We start from the raw sequence: 21239 nt of genomic DNA on the forward strand, positions 1-21239 counted from the left end.
CGCGCCACGCAAAAGACGCGAGCGGGTTCGCACCAAGTGCGTGCGGGCACCGTTTTTGCTTGAATCCGGTGCATCACTCATCGGATTCCAGAATGAACAAACGCCAACTGCTCCAGACCTTCCTCTCCGCCTCGGCGCTCAGCTTTGGCCTTGCCGCCGACGCACAGACGATGACGCCGATCAAGTTTCAACTCGACTGGCGGTTCGAAGGCCCGGCGGCGCTCTTTCTTCATCCGGCGGCCAAGGGCTACTTCAAGGCGGCGGGGCTGGATGTGGCGGTCGATGCGGGCAATGGCTCCGGCGGCACCGTGACGCGTGTGGCCTCAGGCGCTTACGACATGGGCTTTGCCGACATGGCGGCGCTGATGGAATTCCATGCCAACAACCCCGACGCGCCCAACAAGCCGATCGCCGTGATGATGGTCTACAACAACACGCCGGCGTCGGTCATGGCGCTGAAGAAGAGCGGCATCACCAAGCCCGCCGACCTGACGGGCAAGAAGCTCGGCGCGCCGGTGTTCGACGCCGGTCGTCGCGCCTTTCCGATCTTCGCCAAGGCCAACAACATCGGCGCGGTGCAATGGACCACCATGGACCCGGCGCTGCGCGAGACCATGCTCATGCGCGGCGACATCGATGCGATCACTGGCTTCACCTTCACCTCGCTGCTCAACCTCGAAGCGCGCGGCGCCAAGGCGGCCGACGTGGTGGTGCTGCCCTATCCCGACTACGGGGTGAAGCTCTATGGCAATGCCATCGTCGTATCCCCCAAGCTGCTGAAAGAAAACCCGGCGGCGGTGAAGGCGTTTCTCGCGGCCTTTGCCAAGGGCATGAAGGAAGTGATCGCGAGCCCGACCGTCGCGATCGAATCGGTGAAGGCGCGGGACGGCATCATCGACAGCAAGCTCGAAACGCGACGCCTGCAACTCGCCATCGACACTGTCATCAACACGCCCGACGCGCGTGCCGAAGGCTTCGGCAACGTGAACGCCGGCCGCATGGCACTGATGGCATCGCAGGTGTCGGACGCCTTCAATACCAAGACCCGCGTGAGCCCCGATGCCGTATGGAACGGCACGCTGCTGCCGACCGCGGCCGAGCTCAACGTCCTGAAGAAGTGACGGCCGGCACTGCGGGTCCGATTGGCCGACCGGACGCCCCTTTCGTCGACTTCCAGGACGTCTGGCTCGCCTACAACGAAGAGCTGCTGCGCGCCAATCACTTCGCGGTCGAAGCCATCGACCTCAAGGTGAAGCGTGGCGAGTTCATCGCCATCGTCGGGCCTTCGGGCTGCGGCAAATCGACCTTCATGAAGCTCGCGACTGGGCTGCGCATGCCGTCGATGGGCCGCATCCGCATCGACGGTTCGCCGGTCACCGGGCCCCTCAAGATTTCGGGCATGGCGTTTCAGGCGCCGTCGCTGCTGCCCTGGCGCACCACGGTCGACAACGTGCTGCTGCCGCTGGAGATCGTCGAGCCCTATCGCTCGTCGTTCAAGCGCAATCGAAAAGAGTACGTCGAGCGCGCCCGCAAGCTGCTGCAGAAGGTGGGGCTGGCGGGCTATGAAGACAAGTTTCCGTGGCAGCTGTCGGGCGGCATGCAGCAGCGCGCCAGCATCTGCCGAGCGCTCATTCACGAACCCAAGATGCTGTTGCTCGACGAGCCCTTCGGCGCGCTCGATGCCTTCACGCGTGAGGAGCTCTGGTGCATCCTGCGCGACCTCTGGACCGAGCAGCAGTTCAACGTGATCCTGGTCACGCACGACCTGCGCGAATCCGCTTTTCTGGCCGACACGGTGTACGTGATGAGCAAGAGCCCCGGCCGCTTCGTCGTCAAGCGCGAGATCGAATTGCCGCGTCCACGCGAACTCGAACTCACCTACACCAAGGAGTTCACCGATATCGTGCTCGAGTTGCGCAGCCACATCGGCGCTATACGGGGAAGTACAGGCAATACCGGCATCAGCGCCGCGGCCAAGTCATCGACGGTGGTGACACCATGATGAAGAACAGCAAGGAGATCGAGCGCTGGTCGCCGTGGCTACTTCTGGTCGCGGTTCTGGTGCTGTGGCAAATCATCTGCGACGGCTTCGGCGTGTCGGAGTTCATCTTTCCGAGCCCGTGGCGCATCTGGACGCAGTTCTGGGAGTTCAAGCTCATCATCGCTGGCCATGCGTGGCGCACTTACTGGGTCACGATGGCGGGCTTCGGGCTGGCGATCGTGGTGGGCGTGCTGCTCGGCTTCGTGGTCGGCAGCTCGCGACTGGCGTATGCGGCGATGTACCCGCTCATGACGGCTTTCAACGCGCTGCCCAAGGCGGCCTTCGTGCCGATCCTTGTCGTTTGGTTCGGCATCGGTGCCGGGCCGGCCATCCTCACCGCGTTCTTGATCAGCTTCTTCCCGATCATGGTCAACATCGCGACAGGCCTCGCGACGCTGGAGCCAGAGCTGGAAGACGTGCTGCGCGTGCTCGGCGCCAAGCGCTGGGACGTGCTGATCAAGATCGGCTTGCCGCGCTCCATGCCGTACTTCTTCGCTTCCCTCAAGGTCGCAATCACCCTGGCCTTCGTCGGCACCACCGTGTCAGAGATGACGGCCGCCAACGAAGGCATAGGCTACCTGCTGATCTCCGCCGGCTCGGCCATGCAGATGGGCCTGGCCTTTGCCGGCCTCATGGTGGTCGGCGCGATGGCGATGGCGATGTACGAGCTCTTCAGCGTGATTGAAAAGCACACGACCGGCTGGGCGCACAGAGGCTCGCAGAATGAGTGATCCACACGTGATCAACGAATGACCGATGAACAGATAGCGCAAGCGTTGCGCCGGGCAGATGCAGTCGCGCGACGCGCCATGGCGATGGGCCGACACCCGTTCGGGGCAGTGCTCATCGCACCCGACGGCGAGACGGTACTGGCCGAGCAGGGCAACATCGACACTGTCCATCATGCAGAGGCCACGCTCGCGCGCCACGCGTCGCAGAACTGGCCTGCTGACTACCTGTGGCAGTGCACGCTGGTCACGACCTTCGAGCCGTGCGCGATGTGTGCGGGCACCGCGTACTGGGCGAACATCGGCCGCATCGTCTACGGCGCCGAAGAAGCCGACCTGCTCGCGCTCACCGGCGACCACCCCGAGAACCCGACCTTGAGCCTGCCGTGCCGCGAGGTGTTCGCAAGCGGGCAGAAGGCGGTCGAGGTGATCGGTCCGGTGCCGGTGCTGGCCGATGAAATGATCGCCACGCACCGCGGCTTCTGGGATCGCAATGAAGACAAACGCGGCACCTGAGACACGTCTGCATTGGCGTCAAGCGCCGCCGTAGCGCTCGGTCTTGATTCGCGTCGCCGGCACGCCGGCATCGACCAGTCCGTTGGCCACCGCTTCGACGAACCGGTTGGCGCCGCAGACGAACACATGACGCGGTGCGTTGTTCCAGTCGCCAAGCACATCGGCTATTGCACCGGCATCGAGCCGTCGACCCCGATCGACCAGCCGCGGCGGTCGCTCGCGCGTGGTCACGGCGACGAAAGTGAAGCCGGGCCGCGTCGCTTCGAGTGCGAGCAACTCGGCGTGGAATGGAAGGTCCGCCGCAGTGCGTGCGGAACAGAGCAGCAGCACCGGCGTTGTGGTGGGCTCGGCAGCCCACGCACGCACCATCGCCATCAACGGCGCGATGCCTGAGCCGCCTGCGATCAACAACAGCGGCCCGCCATCGGCCGGTCGCCAGACGAAGTGCCCGCCGAGCGGCCCGCGCACTTCGATGCTGTCGCCGACCTCGGCGATATCGTGGAAGAAAGGCGAGACTTCACCGTTATCGAGCTTCTCGATGATGAGTTCGACGGGCCCCACGCGGGGGGCCGAAGCGATCGAATAACTGCGTTGTGCAGCGTAGCCGCCGGGCGCAGTCAGTCGCACATCGAGGTGTTGGCCCGCCCCGTGCGAAGCCAGTTGCGACGCCAGCGAAGGCGCATCGAGAAAGAAGCTTTTGATGCGCGGCGTGAGCGGCGCGATGCGCTGTATTTTTGCCTCACGCCACGGGCCCTTCGGCTCGCTGGCTTCCATCAAGGATCGTCCGAATAGCGTTGCTGACGCCAGGGATCGCCGTATATGTGATAGCCGCGCAGTTCCCAGAATCCAGCTTCGTCGCGCGCGGTGAACTTGAGTCCCTTGATCCACTTCGCGCTCTTCCAGAAGTACAGGTGCGGCACCAGCAAGCGCGCCGGGCCGCCATGCTCTGGCGCGAGCGGCTGGCCATCGAAATGCGTTGCGACCATGGCACGCCCGCCGAGCAGATCGGCGGCCGGCACGTTGGTGTCGTAGTCGTCGAGCGACAGCGCAAGCAGCCACGGCGTGGGCGCCGCGATGCCGGCGTCGGTCAGCAAATCGTCGATCGTCACGCCTTCCCAACGGGTGTCGAATTTCGACCAGGTGGTGACGCAGTGGATGTCGCCTTGCCACACAGTGCGAGGCAGCGCCATGAACTCGTCCCAGGTCCAGCGCTTCAAAGGCCGCGGGCCGTCGCTCAGAGTGAACCGCCAGGCAGCCATGTCGATGCGAGGCGCCGGCCCCTTCGACAACACCGGGAAGTCATCCGTCTCGAACTGGCCCGGCGGCAAGCGGTTGGCAAAGGCCGCCGTGGGCCGTCGCCCGGTGAATCCGCGTGTAACCATGTCGATGACGTCCGGTGTTGGGTTGAATTGAAATGGGCGTTCTCTTTTGGAAGGCTAACGCTCTTCGCGCTCCCGTGCACCGATATGCAACACGCACGCCCGGCTATTGGCATGCGTCCTGCGTGTCCGAGCCCGGAAGCACAAAGACACACCATGAATTCCAACGCCGCTTTTCCTGAAGAAAACGAGCTCGACGAGCGCGATGGCCGCTATCTGCGCAAGGCGATCGTATGGTCGCATGCGGCCCGGCGCCGCGGCAACCAGCCGTATGGTTCGGTCATCGTTTCGGCGGGCAACGAGGTGCTGGCCGAGGCCTTCAACAACATTGCTGAAACCGGCGACCTCACAGGCCACGCGGAACTCAACGCCATCCGCGCCCTGGCCGATCGCGGCGTGACGCGGGACGACCTGGCAGCCGCGACCCTCTACGCATCGGGCGAGCCCTGCGTGATGTGCGCGGGCGCCATCTTCTGGGCGGGCATCGGCCGCGTGGTGTACGGGCTCGACGCGACACGCATGCAGAAGTATCACGGCGACAGCGCCCAGCGGCGCATGAACGCGATGTCGTGCCGCGCGGTGTTCAGCGCGTCGCCGCATGCCATCGAATGCATCGGGCCCGCGTTGATCCACGATGCCGCTGCGGCGCACGAGGGCGCGGACGGGGCGTAGCCGCAAGCCGGCCCCGTAGACTCACCTCATGCCCTGGCACGCCCGACTTCATCTCGACTACCAGAACGAACAAAACCGCAGCGTCGCCCGTTTCAGGCACGACGGTCCACTGCGCATCCTGCAGAGCCTGTATCCCGAAGGCGATGCGGTGTGCCATAACGTGCTGGTCCACCCACCCGGCGGACTGGTCGGCGGCGACACGCTCGACATCGACGTCAAGGTCGCAGGCGGCAGTCACGGCCTGATCACGACGCCCGGCGCATCGCGCTTCTATCGCTCCGACGGTGAGTTGGCTTTGCAACGAACGCACCTCACGCTGGCACCGGAGGCACGCCTCGAATGGCTGCCGCTGGAGGCGATCTGCTACAGCGGCTGCCGCGCCGAGAACCACATCACCATCGATGCCGCACCCGGCGCCGAACTCATCGGCTGGGACGTGACCGCCCTCGGCCTGCCGCACGCCAACCGGCCCTTCGACCGCGGCACGCTGCTGCAGCACATCGAAGTGCCCGGCAAATGGCTGGAGCGCGGGCGCATCGACGCGGCCGACCGGCGGTTGCTCCAGAGCCCCATCGGATTGGCTGGCAACCGCTGCATGGCGTCGCTCTTTTTCATCAGTGGGTCCCCCATGCCGAAGGCACGGCGCGATACCTTGCTCGACATTGCGCGCGCGTTGAGCGATGCGCACAGCCTCTGCGAATCGGTCGGCACGACCAGTCCGCAGCCGCAGGTGATCGTGCTGCGCGTGCTGGCGCCGGTTGTGGAGCCGGCTATGCAGTTGCTGCGTCAGGTGTGGCTGGCGTGGCGCGCGGAAGTGTGGGCACTGCGCGCGGCGGCGCCCCGGATCTGGGCGATGTAGATAGCTGCGATATTGCGCCGTGGCCACATCCGCTTTTGTCGTGCAGGTGCCGGCCGGTGGGAACAGTTCAATGTCTTTCACTTGCCATGCGCACCGCCAACGCCCATCGGCAACTGACAAGTCCCGGATTCCGGGCATACGCTCATTGGCGCGTCGTTCCACCAGACTTGCTCTTCCTCCAGTCGTGACGCGATCGAAGGCTCGATGTCGAAGTCGACTCCCAGTGCGCGCGCGACATCGATGTTTTCGATCGGAAGTTCCCATGTCAGGAAGACTTGAGTGCAATCCAGATCGGATGCGAAATCGGCTGCATTGAAGCCGCCGCGGTCGCGCCTGATCACCGCGTGCGGCTGGCCCGTATCGAATACCAGCACCGTGCCCCTGACCAGCGGAATGCGATGTCCGCTCACCGGGAAGTGCACGTCGAGCCCCTTGTCCTCGCTCAGGAAGAGATTGCAGAAAGCGGCACCACCGTATTGCGCGCCGTCATGGTGGTACCTCGCGCCGCGGCACGCCATCAGCGCGATGTCACTGGTGGCGATGACCTCTTCGAGTCCGATCGCACGCGTCCAGTCCGATGCCGCCTGAACGCAGTACTTGTAGTCCGGCCAGCGCGCACGTGCGCGCGTCAAGGGCAAAGGCTCGACATCACCGGGTTCGAGGCCCAGGCGCGCAGAGACCTCTCTTTCCCAGTCGGCCATCAACCTCCCTGAAGGCGCAGGCACATCGAGGACGGCCGACAACACGATGTCGCTCACGCTTCGGCTGCGCATCACAGAGCCGCCCTGGAAATAGGAAGTGAGGCGAGTTGGATCGCGATGCAAGTGGGTGGCTTGGCGCATGGGGTTCAGTGTAGTGAGCGCAGCAAAAGTCAAAAGGCACACCAGATGCACAGGCTCTCTGTGAAACCGTCGACAAAGGCACGTGACTATGGGCAAAAGCAGGTGTGCGCTGTGTAGAGTCCCCGGCTCATACAAAAAGATTCAGGAGGAATTTCATGACGGTCATGTCGGTATCACCGCGCGCCTCCGCCGCGCGCCTTTGTGTCTGCCTCGCCTGTGGCGCGGCGACTCTTGCCCTCACCCTTTCACTCGCTGCCTGCAAGCCCGACGTTGTACCCAAACTCGCCGGCCTCGTGGTGCCGGAAAAGCAAGAGGCCGAGAAACTCAACGCCTATGTGGTCGCCTACAACAAGCTGCTTCAATGGCACGACTTCGGCAACATCCTCAAAGACTATCGCCAGTCCAACCCGAAGATGAATGCCAAGGGAAATCCGCCGCTCGACAGTTACCGGGTAATTGGCAACGATGTCGACGCGCCATTGCAGGCCTTCGACCGGGCGACGGCGATCAGCGAGTCACTGCCGGAACTCGACGAACCAGCCACGGCGCTCAAGGCCGCGCTCGAAAGACTGAACCCGCTGCTGAAAGAAGCCGACACCTACGAGAAGACCAAGGAATACCTGAGCGACAAGGGTGTCAAAGCGCGGGCGATGGACGGTCCGTTCGTGGCAGCGCTCATCGCTGCCGGCAAGGCGACCAGCGTGTTCGGCATCGCCCTCTCAAAGCAAACGCTCAAACGCGACGAGGCCGAGTTGGCCTCGCTCACGCCCGGCACGGTGCGCTTCCACAAGCTCAAGGTGTCGCTCGAAGTGCGCAAGCTCACGACCGCGGTGAAAGCCGGTCTGTCCGACAAGACGCAAGTCGCAGCCATCGCAGCGCCGCTGCAGGCACTGAGCCTCGCCAACGCAGAACTCGGCACGATGAAGCGCGACGCCAAGGCCAAGCCTGCGTGGGACCCGGTGTGCGAGATGTACAAGTCGTCGGTCGATTCGCTCATGGGTGCGACCCGCACGTTAGCGGGACTCGTCGAGGCCGGCGACGGTCAGGCAATCGCCCCAGCCGCCACTGCATGGTCCAACGCGCGCAACAAGACGGTTGAAGCGTCCAACCAATGCGGGCATTGACCAACATGCCAAATACGCTCTCCCTTCTCGTCTCCCTGGCGATGATCGCCGTCGTTGTCGCCTTGTTCGTCCGAGTCAAAAAGAAACTGGGCAACGCGGAGTCGCCCAGCCCGAAGCCAACAAAGAAGCCAAGCTTTCTCAGCATCGACGACAGCGGCGGCTTCAAGGGAATGCGAACCTGGCCGGATATCGGGCGATGGGCCGCGGTGCTTCCGTTCGCGTTGCTTGGCTTGCTCGCTCTAACCTGGCTTTTGCGGGCCTTCATCGGCGTCTTCCACATCGGGGATGAGGATATGGCGTTCGTGTACTTGCTCCAGCCATTGGGCTCACTCCTGAGCCACCTCGGCTTCGTGCTGGGTGGCTGGGCTGCGGCACCGCGCTGGCGTGTCGCGGTGGCGTGCGTTCTGGGCAGCGGCTTGATCGCACTCGACCTTTTCTTACCGACCAAAGGGCTGTCGGTCCAGGCGCTCACCGGGAGCGTTGCCGGAATCGGGATGGCCGTTTACCAAGCTCGCAAGGCACAGTCGGGCGCTCAAAGAAACATGGCGACATAAGCCTCCGAGGCCGAGCGTCGGCCACTTGCTGCAAGATCGTGCCGTTCGCAATATCTAGGACAAGTCAGCATGCAAGACATCACCGCTTTCGCGCTAACGGCTCCGGACATCACGCCTTGGCGCGTCGGCAACACTGGCGTCGAAGGCGTCTTTCGCTTCGACAGTGGTGCGCCGGGGCGGCACGTGATGATCTCGGCGCTGGTGCATGGCAACGAACTTTGCGGCGCCTGGGCGCTGAAAGGGCTGCTTGAAGCCGGCGTGCGTCCGCGCCGCGGCCAGCTGACACTGGCGTTGTGCAACCTCGCAGCCTTCGATCGCTTCGACGCAGCAAACCACGACGCATCGCGCTTCGTGGACGAAGACCTGAACCGCCAATGGTCGCTCGAGCGCCTGGCGGAGCCTGTGACCATTGAGCGACGTCGGGCCGCAGCGCTCGAGCCTTTCGTGCGCGAAGCCGACTGGTTGCTCGACCTCCATTCGATGCATGAACCTGGACCGCCATTGACGCTGAGCGGCCTTCAGCCCGCGAACATCGAACTTGCGGTGCAGATGAAAGCCGCCGAGCACATCGTGGTCGACGCAGGGCACAAAGACGGTGTTCGCATGCGCGACTATGGCCGCTTCGGCAGTGCTGACGGCGTGGCCGCCGGTGCCCGCTCGCTGTTGGTGGAATGCGGTTTTCATGGTGACCTGCGAAGCCGCGACCTGGCGCAGGATCAGTGCCTGCGCTTTCTGCTGGCATCGGGCATCGTCGACGAAGCCGATGCTCAAAATATGCTGCCGACATGGCGGCTGCCCGACGTGGCCAAGCCGTGGATTTTGGAGGTTACCGGTGGCGTCGTCGCACGCGCCGGGGGGGTCGAGTTCGTCAGGCCTTTGAAGGGGCTGGAGGTGATCCCCGCAGCGGGCACCGTGATCGGCATCAACGGTGGCGAGCCAATCTTGACGCCGTATGACGATTGCGTGTTGGTCATGCCTTCGCTGCGGCACGCACGGGCCGGCGTCACGGTAGTTCGCTTTGCGCATCGGCGACGCATCGTGGCGCAGGACCCGCCCGCTATCACTGGCATTAGGTAGTCCTATTCGCTTCTGCCCAGTTTCTGCGACAGAATTTGCTCCCCACCCGTACTGAAAACCACAGGAGCATCCCCATGAGTGAAAAGAGCGAAGCGAAGTGTCCCTTCAACCAGGCCACCGGCGCCGGCACGACGACCCGTGAATGGTGGCCGAATCAATTGCGCGTGGATCTGCTGCATCAGCACTCGTCAAAGTCAGACCCGCTGGGACCCGACTTCAACTACGCCGAAGAATTCAAGAAGCTGGACCTGACCGCACTGAAGTCGGATCTCACTGCTCTGATGACCGATTCGCAGGACTGGTGGCCAGCCGATTTTGGTCATTACGGCGGCCTCTTCATCCGCATGGCATGGCACAGCGCCGGCACTTACCGCATCGGCGATGGTCGTGGCGGTGCAGCCCGCGGTCAGCAACGTTTCTCGCCCATCAACAGCTGGCCGGACAACGCCAATCTGGACAAGGCGCGTCGCCTGCTCTGGCCTATAAAGCAGAAATACGGCAACCAGATCTCCTGGGCCGATCTGATGATCCTCACGGGCAACGTCGCGCTGGAGAGCATGGGGTTCAAGACCTTCGGTTTCGCCGGTGGCCGCGTGGACGTGTGGGAACCCGATCAGGACGTGTATTGGGGCCGTGAAACCAAGTGGCTGGGTGGCGACATCCGCTATGCACAGGGCTCGCCGGGCGTCGAAAAGACGCACGGTGTCCTGCCCGCAGACGACAACAGCGAAGTACCGCACTCGCGTGTGCTCGAGCAGCCGCTCGGCGCGGTGCAGATGGGCTTGATCTACGTCAACCCCGAAGGCCCGGACGGCAATCCCGACCCGGCCGCCTCTGCCCATGACATCCGCGAAACGTTCAGCCGCATGGCAATGAACGACGAGGAAACCGTGGCATTGAACGCCGGCGGCCACACTTTCGGCAAGACCCATGGTGCAGGCCCCACGGAGCACGTCGGATTCGAGCCCGAGGGCTCCCACGTCGACGAACAAGGACTCGGCTGGAAGAGCAGCTTTCGCACCGGCAAGGGCATCGATGCGATCAGCAGCGGCCTTGAAGTCACCTGGTCGACCACACCGACGAAGTGGAGCAACAGCTACTTCGAAAACTTGTTCGCATATGAATGGGAACTGACGAAGAGCCCAGCAGGTGCGCACCAGTGGACGCCTAAGAACGGCGCCGGCGCCGGCACGATCCCGCATGCATTCGACCCTGCGAAGCGCCTGTCTCCGATGATGTTGACCACAGACATCGCGATGCGCGCGGACCCAGCCTACGAAAAGATTTCGCGTCGTTTCCTCGCGAACCCCGACCAGTTTGCCGACGCCTTCGCCCGCGCCTGGTTCAAGCTGACGCACCGCGACATGGGACCACGCGTTCGCTACCTCGGTTCCGACGTGCCGGCTGAAGTCTTGATCTGGCAGGACCCGATTCCTGCGCTCGACCACGCCGTAGTCGATGCACAAGACATCGAAACCCTGAAGAAGAAGATCGCGGCATCGGGCTTGACCAACGCGCAGCTGGTCTCTACCGCCTGGGCGTCGGCTTCGACTTTCCGCGGCTCCGACAAACGCGGCGGTGCGAACGGTGCACGGATTCGACTGGCCCCGCAGAAGGATTGGGCTGTCAACCAGCCAGACCAGCTGTCGAAGGTTCTGAAAACACTCGAAGGCATCCAGAGCGAATTCAACGGCGCCCAAAACGGCGGCAAGAAGGTCTCTGTGGCCGACCTGATCGTGCTGGCCGGCGGTGTCGGCGTGGAACAAGCGGCAGGCGGCGGCGTCGTCGTGCCCTTCACGCCGGGGCGCATGGACACCACGCAAGAGCAAACCGATGTGGATTCGTTCGCTCAGTTGGAACCGGTAGCCGATGGCTTCCGCAATTTCATGAAGGCAGGCTGGGGCGTAAGCGCTGAAGCCATGTTGATCGACCGGTCGCAGTTGCTGATGCTTACGGCGCCCGAAATGACGGTGCTCGTCGGTGGCCTGCGGGTGCTCGGCGCCAATACCGGAAACTCAAAGCATGGTGTTCTCACCAGCAAGCCGGGCACGTTGAGCAATGACTTCTTTGTCAACCTGCTCGACATGGGTACGGAGTGGAAGTCTGTCGCCGGTGCTGGTGAGCAGTTCGAAGGGCGCGACCGCAAGACGAGCGAAGTCAAGTGGACTGGAACGCGCGCGGATCTGGTGTTCGGCTCGAACGCGCAGCTGCGCGCTGTCGCCGAAGTCTACGGAAGCTCGGACGGGAAGCAGAAGTTCGTCGCTGATTTCGTGGCGGCATGGACCAAGGTGATGAACCTGGATCGCTTCGACATCGTCTGAGCTCAGCCGCGCAATCGCGTTACCAGAAGCGCCACCACGGAGCCCGCCGTGGTCGCGCGAACGCGAGCGGCGCGCCCAGAGTGCTGACGATGCCCGCGCGACGGCGCAGTTCGCTCTCCAACTCCTGCGCGCGCTCCAGCGCGTAGAAATTCCCTTGCGCGGCCTTGCGTCGCTCCATGAACGCGGCCTCTGCCAGTGCCGAGTCGGTCAGGGTTGCAACATCGTTCGATCGCTGGTCCATGTACGCATTCTGAAGCACCTCCTCGGTCTCACGCGAGCACGAAGACCAGCAGCAGATTGTTCGCGGGCATCTCGTGCCGCTCACGCAACACGAGGCCGTGGCGCTGGGCCTCTGCCGCGACATCCTTCAAGCGTCGGATTCCCCAGAGCGGATTGCGGGCACGCAAGCTTTCATCGAACGCTCGGTTACTCGGCGCCGGCGGGCTTTCGTCGAAGTACGGACCGTACGTGATGAGCATTCCGCCGGAAAGCAGATGCCGCGCTGCCCCTCGCATGAGGCCGGCGCATGCGGCGGGCGGCGCGATGTGCAACATGTTGGCGCAATAGATCGCGTCGAAGCTTTTGGTCAAGGCCGCGCCGTGCGACGGCCACTGAGGCGCCGTCACGTCGAGCAGAAGCGGCGGTCGCAGATTGGGCAGCCCCGCGTCCTCGATGCGGCTCGCCAGCGCGGGCAACATGTTGGCGTCGACGTCAGTGGGCTGCCAGACCCATTGGCGCAGAGCCGACGCGAATGCGGCGACATGCTGGCCCGTTCCGGAAGCAATCTCCAATGCATTGCCGCCCGCTCCCAGGAGCCGACTCAGCGCATCGAGGATGGGTTGCTTGTTGCGGTCGGCGGCGGGGCTGTGGGGAAGTTCGATCATGGGCGGCATCTTGCAGCACGGGTTCTGCCTAGGCATTGCCGCTGCCGTTTGCCGATATCGTCGCGCCGGTAAACCAAAAAACTGTCGAGGAGAAGCCCATGCCGCTGTATCTCACTCAAGGACTGCACCGCGCTGTGCAGCAGCATCCCCGGCGGACAGCAACGATCTGCGGACCACGCCAACACAGTTACGCGCAGTACGCCGATCGCGTCGCCAAACTGGCGGGTGCACTGCAGGCACTGGGCATGGCGCGCGGCGATCGAATCGGCATGCTGAGTCTCAACTCCGACCGTTATCTGGAGTTCTACTTCGGCACCTGGTGGGGTGGCGGTGCGGTCAATCCGGTCAACATCCGATGGAGCGCAGCCGAGATCGCCTATTCGCTGGACGATTGCGAAACCCGCATCCTGCTGGTCGATGAGCAGTTCAAAGCGGTGGGGCTCGATCTGCGCAGCAGAAGCAAGGTGCTGCAGACGCTGGTCTACGTCGGCGATGGCGAGACGCCCGAAGGCATGCTCGACTACGAAGCCATCGTGGCGGCCGCCGCCCCTGTGGCCGACGCCGCTCGCAGTGGCCAGGATCTCGCCGGCGTGATGTACACCGGGGGCACCACCGGATTTCCCAAAGGCGTGATGCTCACGCACGACAGCCTGTGTGCCAACGCGTTGTCGGCACTCGGCGAAGGTCTCACCGAAGCGAGCGGCCGCGCTTTGCTGATCGCGCCGATGTTCCACATCGCCTGTGCGGCGCTGATGCTCGCCCATGCGGCCGCCGGCGGCACCTTCATCATCGCCCCGATGTTCACGCCGCTGGGCACGCTGCAGGTCATCCAGGCGCAGCGCGTGACGCACCTGATGCTCGTGCCCACCATGATCCAGCTGGCCACCGACCATCCGGACGCGGCGCAGTACGACCTGAGCAGTGTGCAGGTGATGAGCTATGGCGGGTCGGTCATCAGCGAAGGCGTGCTGCAGCGGGCAATGAAGCGCTTTCCCGGCGCCGACTTCGTCCAGGCCTATGGCATGACCGAGCTGTCACCCTGCGCGACGTATCTCAGCTTTGCGGATCACAAGAGCGAAGCGGCAAAGACCGGCCTGCTGCGATCGGCCGGCCGCGCGTCACTCACGACCGAGGTGCGCGTCGTCGACCCGCTGGGCGTCGAGGTGCCGCGCGGCACTGTCGGCGAGGTGGCGGTGCGTGGTGCCAACGTGATGCTCGGCTACTGGAACAAACCGGAGCAAACCGCCGCCGCGTTGCGCGATGGCTGGATGCATACCGGCGACGGTGGCCGCATGGACGACGACGGCTATCTCTACATCGTCGACCGCATGAAGGACATGATCGTGAGCGGCGGCGAGAACGTGTACTCGGCCGAGGTCGAGAACGCCCTGAGCCAGCACCCTGCTGTGGCCGCATGCGCCGTGATCGGCATTCCCAGCGACGAGTGGGGCGAGTCGGTGCACGCGGTGGTGGTGTGCAAACCGGGCGCCAGCGCGACGACAAAGCAACTGGCGGACCATTGCCGCCAACTGATCGCCGGCTACAAGTGCCCGCGCAGCACGGAGTTTCGCGATGCGCTGCCGATGACGGGCGCTGGGAAGATTTTGAAGACAGAGCTACGGAAGCCCTATTGGGAAGGCCGGACTCGCGAAGTGAATTGACGGCGCGACGTCGACGGCGCCGTACTCGGCGTCAGCTCGAGCTTTTGGGGCGGCGCACGGCGCGGACCTTTCCGCTGTCGCCGCCGCCGCAATAGAAGAGGTCGGCGCCATCGGACTCGAGTCCGCTGACACCGGTGCCGCTCGGCATCGCGAGACGGTCGAGCACGGTGCCGCTCTGCGGGTCGATGCGGCGCAATTCGCTCTCCTCGGCTTCCCAGGTACCGTGCCAGAGTTCGCCATCCACCCAAGTCACGCCGGTGACGAAGCGGTTCGATTCGATCGATCGGATCACCGCGCCCGTTTCCGGATTGATCTGATGGATCTTGCGGTCGCGGTACTGGCCGACCCACAGGCTGCCTTCGGCCCAGGTGAGCCCTGAATCACTGCCGCTGCCGGGCGCCGGGATCGACGCCACGACCGCGCCCGTCTTCGGGTCGATCTTGTCGATGCGCGTCTCGGCGATTTGATAGAGATGCGTGCCGTCGAACGCGGTGCCGGCATCGCAGGGGCGGTCGAGCGTGCATGCGGTGGCACCGTTCGATGGGTCGAAGGCGACCAGCACGGCGCCGGTGGCGGCCCACACGTTGTGGCCGTCGTGGGTCACGCCGTGCACCTTGTCGGACCCGGCGAACGGCCCGTACTCACGGACGATTTCTGCCGGGCGAACCTTGGCCGCCGGTCTCTCTTTGCTCACATTGCTATTCATGTCCGACTCCTTTTCAGCGCGCTGAAATCGGCGCCGTGAAGACAACTCTATTGAATCCGCAGCGCAGCGGGGAGTAACAAGATCGTCGTGAATCCGGTCAGCGGCGGCGCAAGCCAGCGGCGCGCCCGCGCCTGCCCGATGGCGCGCACCCTGCCCTCGGCTTCGAGCTCGGCCAGCGCACGCTGCACGGTGCGTTGGCTGGCACCCAAAGCCAGCGCAAGTGCCGACGTCGACCATGCCGCGCCATCGGACAGCAACGCCACCAGCGACGCCTGGTCGCCATCGATGGGCGGTGCCAGCACGGCAACGTCGCGCGCTCCGTGTGGTCGAAGCGCGAAGCCGCGCGCCGTGGCCTCGATCTGCGCCGATGCGCTCACCAGCGCACGCAGACGGCCGATCTCGACCCGCAACCGCGCGCGGTGCGTCTCGTCGGGGCGCCGAATGCGAAACGCGCCGGCGATCAGAGCTTCGCGGTTCACCTCTCCGGGCCATGCTTCAGCCAGCGCACGCAGCAGCACGAACAGCACCGGCCGGCTGGCCAGCGGCAGCCACGCATCGCCCGCCTGCAGTCCGCGACGGCAGGCGTCGACCACCAGGGCGTTCGAGGTGAACAGCGCTGCGACCTCGTCGAGCCGCAGTGTCAGTTCGATGCCGGCGACAACGCGCCGCGCGGCCGGACGGTCGAACGCAGCTTGCGCCTCCGCGACCTCGGCCATCAGCGCAGGCACGCGGGCACGCTCGGCCGCCTCTTGCGCGCGCCCGAGCGCCGCATGCGCCTGCGCCACCCGCAGCGAACGCAGCGCCAGCTCGGCCGCCGTCAGTTCTGCCACCGCTGCGACAGCCGCAAAAGGCGACGGCAAAGCGCGCACGTCGAGCTGTGACAATGCATCCGCAGCCTCGTCGAGACGACCGAGCAACAGCAATCTGCGCGCCACGATCAGGCGTGCCTGCAGGGCGTTGCCAAGATCGGTCGTATCGGCGCGATCGGCTCTCGCCTCCAGGGTTGTCGCCGCCGCGGCCAGCGAGCGCAGAGACGGGAAAGAGCTGCCAAGGTCGCGCATCGCCAGCGCCACCTCCGCCTCGGCGACGATGCAACGAGCGCGTGCCGCTTCTTCATGCGCGCCGAAGCCACGCGCCGCGCGTCGCAACAGTTCGCGGGCGCGGGGGTGCTCGCCGAGTTGTGCCATCGCGATGCCGCGCAATGCCAGCGCAGGCGGGTCGTCGCGCAGGGCCACCCGCTTGAGCGCGCCGAGCGCATCGCCGGCAGCGAGTGAGCGCGCAGAGGCGGCGATCAGGGAATCCATGGCGACAGATTACGCCGCGCCGGTCTGCTGGCTGCCAAGGCCTCGACGATCAGCGGCATGTTGCGCATCATGGCGTCGATGCGCGGTGCCGATCTGCGTCGCGGTTGCAGTCATGCGTCTCGGAGGAACGCTGGCTCAGCCTTTCAACCAGCGCGCCGCTGCATCGCCAAGTATCCCGAGGCTGCGTGTTGAACGCGATGGGCACGCCCGGCGCCGCCCTGTGGACGGCGTTGACGAGCACTTCGAACAGCAGCAAGCTCTCAGGCGGAATGCGAAGGCCACCGCCGATCACTACGCAGTCGTAGCTGGCGGCCGCGAGTTGACGCTCGAGCGCTGGGCCGGCGGTGTCGTCCGGGTTCACCAGGCAAAGATCGGGCTTCCAGCCACGCATCAGGACGGCGTCAGTATGACGCTCAGATCAAGCCGCCGCCAGCATCCGACGACTGCGAAATTCGGTCGCGTACAACAGCGCCGCCGCAAAGATGAAGCCGCCACCCAGAAGGCACAGCGCCGTCCAGCCGTGAAAGGCATAGACCGCTGCTGCGAGGCCCGACGCCACGGCCGCACACAGGAAAACGAACGTCATGAAGAGGCCGTTCAGGCGGCCGCGCAATTCGGGCGCCAGCATGAAGATGCTGCGGATGCTCAACACCTGGCACAGCTGTACGGCAACGTCGAGCAACACGCCGGCCGCCACCAGGCCGGCGAGCGAGTGGTAGTGCACCGACACGGCGCCCACTGCGAACGACAGCAGCCCCACCGCGATGGCCCAGCCAGTGGCCGGACGCGTCAAGCCGCGGTCGGCCAGACGGCCCGACCATGGGGCGGCCAATGCACCTGCGGCACCGGCCAGTGCGAAGGCGGCGATGCCGCCCTGCCCCATGCCGAACTCGTGCACCAGGGCCAGCGGCACGGCAGTCCAGAAGGTCTGGAACGCCGCGAACATCATCCCTTGATAGAACGCACGCCGGCGCAGCAGCGGCGTGCGCCGCACGATGCCCGGCAACGATGCCATCGTGCGCGTGTAGCCGACGGAGCCGTGCGGATGCCGCTCAGGCAGCGCGCGCCGCAACACGACGATGAGCGCGGCCATGACGACGGCCGAAATCCAGAACACGGCGCGCCATCCGAAGCCCGCTGCAACGAGGCTGGAAAACGGCCGCGCCAGCATGATGCCGGCCAGCAGCCCCGCCATGATGTTGCCGACCACCTTGCCACGCGTGGCCTCGGGCGCCAGGTGCGAAGCAAACGGAACGAGCACCTGCGCCGCCACGGCGCACAGGCCGACCACGAACGACGCCGCCAGAAAAGTAACAGCCGAATTGGACAGCGCGATGCCGAGCAAGCCGAGCACCGCCACCGACAGCATGCCGACGATGAGGCGCCGGTTTTCGACGACGTCGGCCAACGGCACCAGCAACAACAGGCCGCTCCCGTAGCCGAGCTGGAGCAACGTCATGATCAGCCCGGCCAGGCCCGCGTGCAGGCCGAGGCTGGCGGAGATCGGACCGAGCAGCGGCTGGGCGTAGTAGATGTTGGCCACGGACAAACCGCAGGCGACGGCAAAGACGAAGGTCAGGCCGGTGGTGAGTCCTTGGGGTGCGGCAGAGCTGGCGAACGACGGTTGCGACGGTTTGGCGAGCGGGGCCGCGGGTAAGGGCACTTGCGAGCTTCTTGGAGCGCTTCAGGGATTGACGCCGGGCAAGGCCGTGGCGTCTGCGATAGCGTCTGCAATGGCGCCTGCGGTGGCGTCCGGCGCACCGGCCCTGCGCTCCACCGTCGCTGTCGCGTGCAACGACGTCGGCCGGCCCCCCGCCACCCACGCATCGAGTCCTCCCGCCAGTGGCCGGGCGCGCGGCACGCCTTGCGCGGCCAGCGCGCCCGCCGCCAGGGCAGCCGACACGTCATTCGGGCAATCGCAATAGAGAACTACATCGCGCGCACCGTCGAAGGCATTCGCGGTGCGGCGATGCTGGATGTCCTTGAGGCTCAAGGGCAGTGCGCCGGGAATGCGGCGCGGGTCGATCTGAATGCTCGCGTTGCCGCGCACGTCGATGACCAGCGGTGGCGTTTCGGTGCCCATCAAGTCATACAACTCGTTCACCGAGATGCGCGGCATGCGGGTCAGTTGAATGAAACGGCGCCGTCGCCCGTATCGAACCGCCAGTGTCGCGAGCACCGCGCCCACCACCAAGAGAGTCGCCACGCCGCCGGCATCGGCCAGGCCATTCAACACGCTTTGCACACTGTCGCGAAAGGCGTAGCCCAAACCAAGAAACACGCCAGCCCAAACCAATGCCGCACCGACTTCGAACAGCACGAAGCGCAAGGACGACATGCCGAGCGCACCCGCCATCGGCGGTGCCACGACCGACACGCCGGGCACGAACTTGGCCGCGAGCAGCGACAAGCCGCCCCAGCGCGTGATGAGCGATTCGCTGCGGCGTACGCATGAATCCGGCGACAACGAGATGCGGCACAGCAGCCGCATGAAACGATGACCGTAGCGACGGCCCGCATAGAACCAGGCCCCGTCGCCGATCAGGTTGCCGAGCACGGCGACCAGCAACGCGCCGGGCAGCGACACCTGGCCGATGGACACCAGTGCGCCGGCCACCACCAGCACCGGCGCGGCCGGCACCGGCAAGCCGAGACGTGCGGCCAGGCTGACCCCGAAGATCAGGGCGAGCGCGTTCTCGATCATGAGCGTCATCAGTTGCGCCATGGCAACTCCCGCGCACGCGCGCTGATGTGATCGAGGAGGAGGACAAAGCGCTGCATGTCACCAAGATTTTGCGGCAGAAGCGAAGAACGTTCAGCGCGAAGGAAATTGCTTGCTGCTGCGGCAGCCACCGCGGCCTCGGCTTCGGTCCCGAGCTGGGCGACCAGATGGCATCGGGACAGCGCTTCAGCGAATCGCCCAACCTCCGGCAACGGGAAAGACCTGTCCCACGAAGCACGCTGCCGCTTTGCTGCACAGGTAAGCGGCGAACTCGGCGTCCTCCCTCGCGCTGACGAGTCTGCCCAGCGGCACCTCCCGCTTCATGAACTCCTGAAAGCGTGGCCTGGCCTGGACATCGACCGGGTAGTACGTCGGGTTCTCCACGAAATTCTGGGCAATCGCGTTGATCTGCACGTTGTGCTGAGCAGCCTCGAGGGCCGCACTCAGGACGTACCCGATCTGGGCCGCGCGGGCCGCGCCGTACGTTGCCGTGCGGCGCATTCCGCGCAAGGCCGTCGCGCTGCCCATGACGAGAATGCGTCCCGACTTGCGCTCGATCATCGAAGGCAGCACGGCCCGCACCAGCCGCGGCAGCGGATCGACCAGCGCTGCAAAGGTGGAGCGCCATTCGTCGTCGGTGATGGAAACCGCTTCGGTGGACGGTGCCGGAACGGCCAGATTCGCGATCAACACATCGACGCGTCCGGCGGCCGTGACGACCGCGGCGGGCGCGGTCGGGTCGGTCAAAGATTCCCGACTCGCGATGACGTCCGCGCCGTGCTCAGCCAGGACTTCGCACAACGTCGGCCCCATGAAGTCGTCCGCCTGCGTTATCAGGATCCGCAAACCGCCAAGCAGGGTGTCGGGCATTTTTGTCTTTTCGAAACAGGTTGATAAGCGTGATTGTGAGCGCCAAAGCGCGGCGCGATCCCGGAACAGGCAGTGCAGACCGACGGCCTCTCCGGGCAATGCGTTGACCCGGATTCCACACCAGGATCCAGACGCCATCTACTGCTTCCCGCAGCGTCACGGCCAACAACGCGCCTGCCGGCGAATGCTCGATCGCGTTCTGCAGCAGGTTCGGCATGGCGCGGCGAAACAACGATGTTTCGAGCGGCGCATGGACCAGCACGTCGCCATCGATCTCGACCTGCGTGCCGGTTTCGTTAAGTCCAACCGTCGGCCAGAAGTTGTCGGTTAACCGACCGCTCTGACAGTTTCAGCCGGCGCGGCCCGTCGGGCTCACCAGTGACATCAGCAGTTTGGGCATCTCGTCAAGCAGCACGCAAAAGTCAGTGTGGTTGGACAACAAGGCATTTGTCGGCATGCCGCGCGCGGTGGCATCCGACGGGCTTTGGACGATGCAGATGCCGCCTTCCCGATGAATCGCCTTCAGGCCATCCGAGCCATCGTCTCCGGTGCCGCTCAGCACGATGCCGATCACACGTCGCCCGTACGCCGCGGCCGCCGAGCGAAACAGCGGGTCGGCCGAGGGCGCCGGGTAATCGACGGCGGCCGCGTCGTCGAAGCCGAAGCGGCCGGTGGGCAGAACGACCAGATGATTTCCCTGCGGCGCCAGATAGATATTGCCGGGATGAAACTCCTCGCCATCGGCCGCGTCGCGCACCGAAAGGCGGGTGTGCTGGGCGACGATTGCAGGAAGCTGCATGCTGTCGGCGCCAGATGAAGCGCCGCCGCCCGGACCGTTGAAGATCGCCACGACGATGGCCGCAGGAAAGTTGGCGGCCAATGGCACCACGAAGCGGCACAGTGCGCTCAAGCCGCCCACTGAACCGCCGATGACGATGAGATCACGACCGACAGGCATGCTGGCTCCCGCCAAGGAGAA

At 65.0% G+C, this 21239-nt stretch carries 23 protein-coding genes; 11 read left to right on the plus strand and 12 right to left on the minus strand.

Annotated elements, in window-relative coordinates; genetic code table 11:
• The first annotated feature begins 92 nt into the window (after window positions 1–92).
• Genes QN397_RS07305 through QN397_RS07320 form a run of 4 tightly spaced genes read left to right on the plus strand, consistent with a single transcriptional unit; the run spans window position 93 to window position 3285 of the window.
• On the plus strand, window positions 93–1121 hold the full coding sequence (locus tag QN397_RS07305; protein WP_323495407.1) for an ABC transporter substrate-binding protein: 1029 nt from the start codon (window positions 93–95) through the stop codon (window positions 1119–1121).
• Window positions 1118–2002 carry an ABC transporter ATP-binding protein gene (locus QN397_RS07310; RefSeq protein WP_416352133.1) on the plus strand — a complete coding sequence of 295 codons (885 nt, stop codon included), beginning with the start codon at window positions 1118–1120 and terminating at the stop codon, window positions 2000–2002. The genes QN397_RS07305 and QN397_RS07310 overlap by 4 nt, the downstream gene beginning before the upstream one ends.
• Window positions 2002–2772, plus strand: a complete 771-nt coding sequence (locus tag QN397_RS07315) for an ABC transporter permease (protein WP_323495555.1) — start codon at window positions 2002–2004, stop codon at window positions 2770–2772. The genes QN397_RS07310 and QN397_RS07315 overlap by 1 nt, the downstream gene beginning before the upstream one ends.
• Window positions 2773–2790: 18 nt before the next feature.
• Window positions 2791–3285 (plus strand): nucleoside deaminase, encoded by a 495-nt coding sequence (locus QN397_RS07320; protein WP_323495408.1) that lies wholly within the window; start codon window positions 2791–2793, stop codon window positions 3283–3285.
• Window positions 3286–3303: 18 nt separating this feature from the next.
• Here the strand turns inward: QN397_RS07320 and QN397_RS07325 are convergent, their stop codons facing one another.
• Together QN397_RS07325 and QN397_RS07330 are read right to left on the minus strand one after the other, a co-directional pair.
• Complete coding sequence (locus QN397_RS07325) at window positions 3304–4059, minus strand: ferredoxin reductase (protein ID WP_323495409.1); 756 nt, start codon at window positions 4057–4059, stop codon at window positions 3304–3306.
• Entirely contained in the window at window positions 4059–4667 is a 609-nt protein-coding gene (locus tag QN397_RS07330) for a sulfite oxidase-like oxidoreductase (RefSeq protein WP_323495410.1), read from the minus strand. Before QN397_RS07330 ends, QN397_RS07325 begins: the two co-directional genes overlap by 1 nt.
• 153 nt (window positions 4668–4820) lie before the next feature.
• Between QN397_RS07330 and QN397_RS07335 the strand changes: the two genes are divergently transcribed.
• Both QN397_RS07335 and QN397_RS07340 read left to right on the plus strand, forming a co-directional pair.
• Window positions 4821–5336: a nucleoside deaminase gene (locus QN397_RS07335; RefSeq protein WP_323495411.1), complete on the plus strand. Its 516-nt coding sequence runs from the start codon at window positions 4821–4823 to the stop codon at window positions 5334–5336.
• A 28-nt stretch (window positions 5337–5364) separates the two neighbouring features.
• Entirely contained in the window at window positions 5365–6195 is an 831-nt protein-coding gene (locus tag QN397_RS07340) for an urease accessory protein UreD (RefSeq protein ID WP_323495412.1), read from the plus strand.
• A 77-nt stretch (window positions 6196–6272) separates the two neighbouring features.
• Here the strand turns inward: QN397_RS07340 and QN397_RS07345 are convergent, their stop codons facing one another.
• Window positions 6273–7037, minus strand: coding sequence for a hypothetical protein (locus QN397_RS07345; protein WP_323495413.1), 765 nt, complete (start codon window positions 7035–7037; stop codon window positions 6273–6275).
• Between the two features lie 155 nt (window positions 7038–7192).
• On the opposite strand from QN397_RS07345, the gene QN397_RS07350 reads away from it, so the two are divergent.
• The 4 genes from QN397_RS07350 (at window position 7193) to katG (ending at window position 12113) form a co-directional block, all read left to right on the plus strand.
• Complete coding sequence (locus QN397_RS07350) at window positions 7193–8161, plus strand: DUF3829 domain-containing protein (RefSeq protein ID WP_323495414.1); 969 nt, start codon at window positions 7193–7195, stop codon at window positions 8159–8161.
• Entirely contained in the window at window positions 8158–8715 is a 558-nt protein-coding gene (locus QN397_RS07355) for a hypothetical protein (RefSeq protein WP_323495415.1), read from the plus strand. The genes QN397_RS07350 and QN397_RS07355 overlap by 4 nt, the downstream gene beginning before the upstream one ends.
• A 69-nt stretch (window positions 8716–8784) precedes the next feature.
• Window positions 8785–9792 carry a succinylglutamate desuccinylase/aspartoacylase domain-containing protein gene (locus tag QN397_RS07360; protein WP_323495416.1) on the plus strand — a complete coding sequence of 336 codons (1008 nt, stop codon included), beginning with the start codon at window positions 8785–8787 and terminating at the stop codon, window positions 9790–9792.
• Between the two features lie 74 nt (window positions 9793–9866).
• Window positions 9867–12113 (plus strand): catalase/peroxidase HPI, encoded by a 2247-nt coding sequence (gene katG, locus QN397_RS07365; protein ID WP_323495417.1) that lies wholly within the window; start codon window positions 9867–9869, stop codon window positions 12111–12113.
• Window positions 12114–12132: 19 nt separating this feature from the next.
• On the opposite strand, the gene QN397_RS07370 is transcribed toward katG, so the two are convergent.
• Together QN397_RS07370 and QN397_RS07375 are read right to left on the minus strand one after the other, a co-directional pair.
• Window positions 12133–12354, minus strand: coding sequence for a hypothetical protein (locus QN397_RS07370; RefSeq protein WP_323495418.1), 222 nt, complete (start codon window positions 12352–12354; stop codon window positions 12133–12135).
• Window positions 12355–12382: 28 nt separating this feature from the next.
• Window positions 12383–12997 (minus strand): DUF938 domain-containing protein, encoded by a 615-nt coding sequence (locus tag QN397_RS07375; RefSeq protein ID WP_323495419.1) that lies wholly within the window; start codon window positions 12995–12997, stop codon window positions 12383–12385.
• Between the two features lie 98 nt (window positions 12998–13095).
• Between QN397_RS07375 and QN397_RS07380 the strand changes: the two genes are divergently transcribed.
• Complete coding sequence (locus QN397_RS07380; protein ID WP_323500548.1) at window positions 13096–14658, plus strand: long-chain fatty acid--CoA ligase; 1563 nt, start codon at window positions 13096–13098, stop codon at window positions 14656–14658.
• Window positions 14659–14689: 31 nt separating this feature from the next.
• On the opposite strand, the gene QN397_RS07385 is transcribed toward QN397_RS07380, so the two are convergent.
• The 7 genes from QN397_RS07385 to QN397_RS07415 all read right to left on the minus strand — a co-directional run bounded on the left by QN397_RS07385 (window position 14690) and on the right by QN397_RS07415 (window position 21218).
• Complete coding sequence (locus QN397_RS07385; protein ID WP_323495421.1) at window positions 14690–15364, minus strand: hypothetical protein; 675 nt, start codon at window positions 15362–15364, stop codon at window positions 14690–14692.
• A gap of 47 nt (window positions 15365–15411) precedes the next feature.
• Window positions 15412–16668, minus strand: a complete 1257-nt coding sequence (locus QN397_RS07390; RefSeq protein ID WP_323495422.1) for a helix-turn-helix domain-containing protein — start codon at window positions 16666–16668, stop codon at window positions 15412–15414.
• Between the two features lie 67 nt (window positions 16669–16735).
• Entirely contained in the window at window positions 16736–17059 is a 324-nt protein-coding gene (locus tag QN397_RS07395; RefSeq protein ID WP_323495423.1) for a hypothetical protein, read from the minus strand.
• Window positions 17060–17086: 27 nt separating this feature from the next.
• A complete protein-coding gene (locus QN397_RS07400) occupies window positions 17087–18331 on the minus strand; it encodes an MFS transporter (RefSeq protein ID WP_323495424.1) in 1245 nt (414 codons plus the stop codon).
• A 21-nt stretch (window positions 18332–18352) separates the two neighbouring features.
• The gene (locus tag QN397_RS07405) at window positions 18353–19393 is read right to left on the minus strand and encodes a VTT domain-containing protein (protein ID WP_323500549.1); all 1041 of its coding nucleotides are present in this window, start codon (window positions 19391–19393) and stop codon (window positions 18353–18355) included.
• Window positions 19394–19576: 183 nt separating this feature from the next.
• The gene (locus QN397_RS07410) at window positions 19577–20260 is read right to left on the minus strand and encodes an SDR family oxidoreductase (RefSeq protein ID WP_323495426.1); all 684 of its coding nucleotides are present in this window, start codon (window positions 20258–20260) and stop codon (window positions 19577–19579) included.
• A 349-nt stretch (window positions 20261–20609) separates the two neighbouring features.
• Window positions 20610–21218, minus strand: coding sequence for a chemotaxis protein CheB (locus QN397_RS07415; RefSeq protein WP_323495427.1), 609 nt, complete (start codon window positions 21216–21218; stop codon window positions 20610–20612).
• Between the last annotated feature and the right edge of the window lie 21 nt (window positions 21219–21239).

The sequence above is a fragment of the Variovorax sp. RTB1 genome (genome assembly GCF_035018765.1).
Taxonomy (GTDB): domain Bacteria; phylum Pseudomonadota; class Gammaproteobacteria; order Burkholderiales; family Burkholderiaceae_C; genus Variovorax.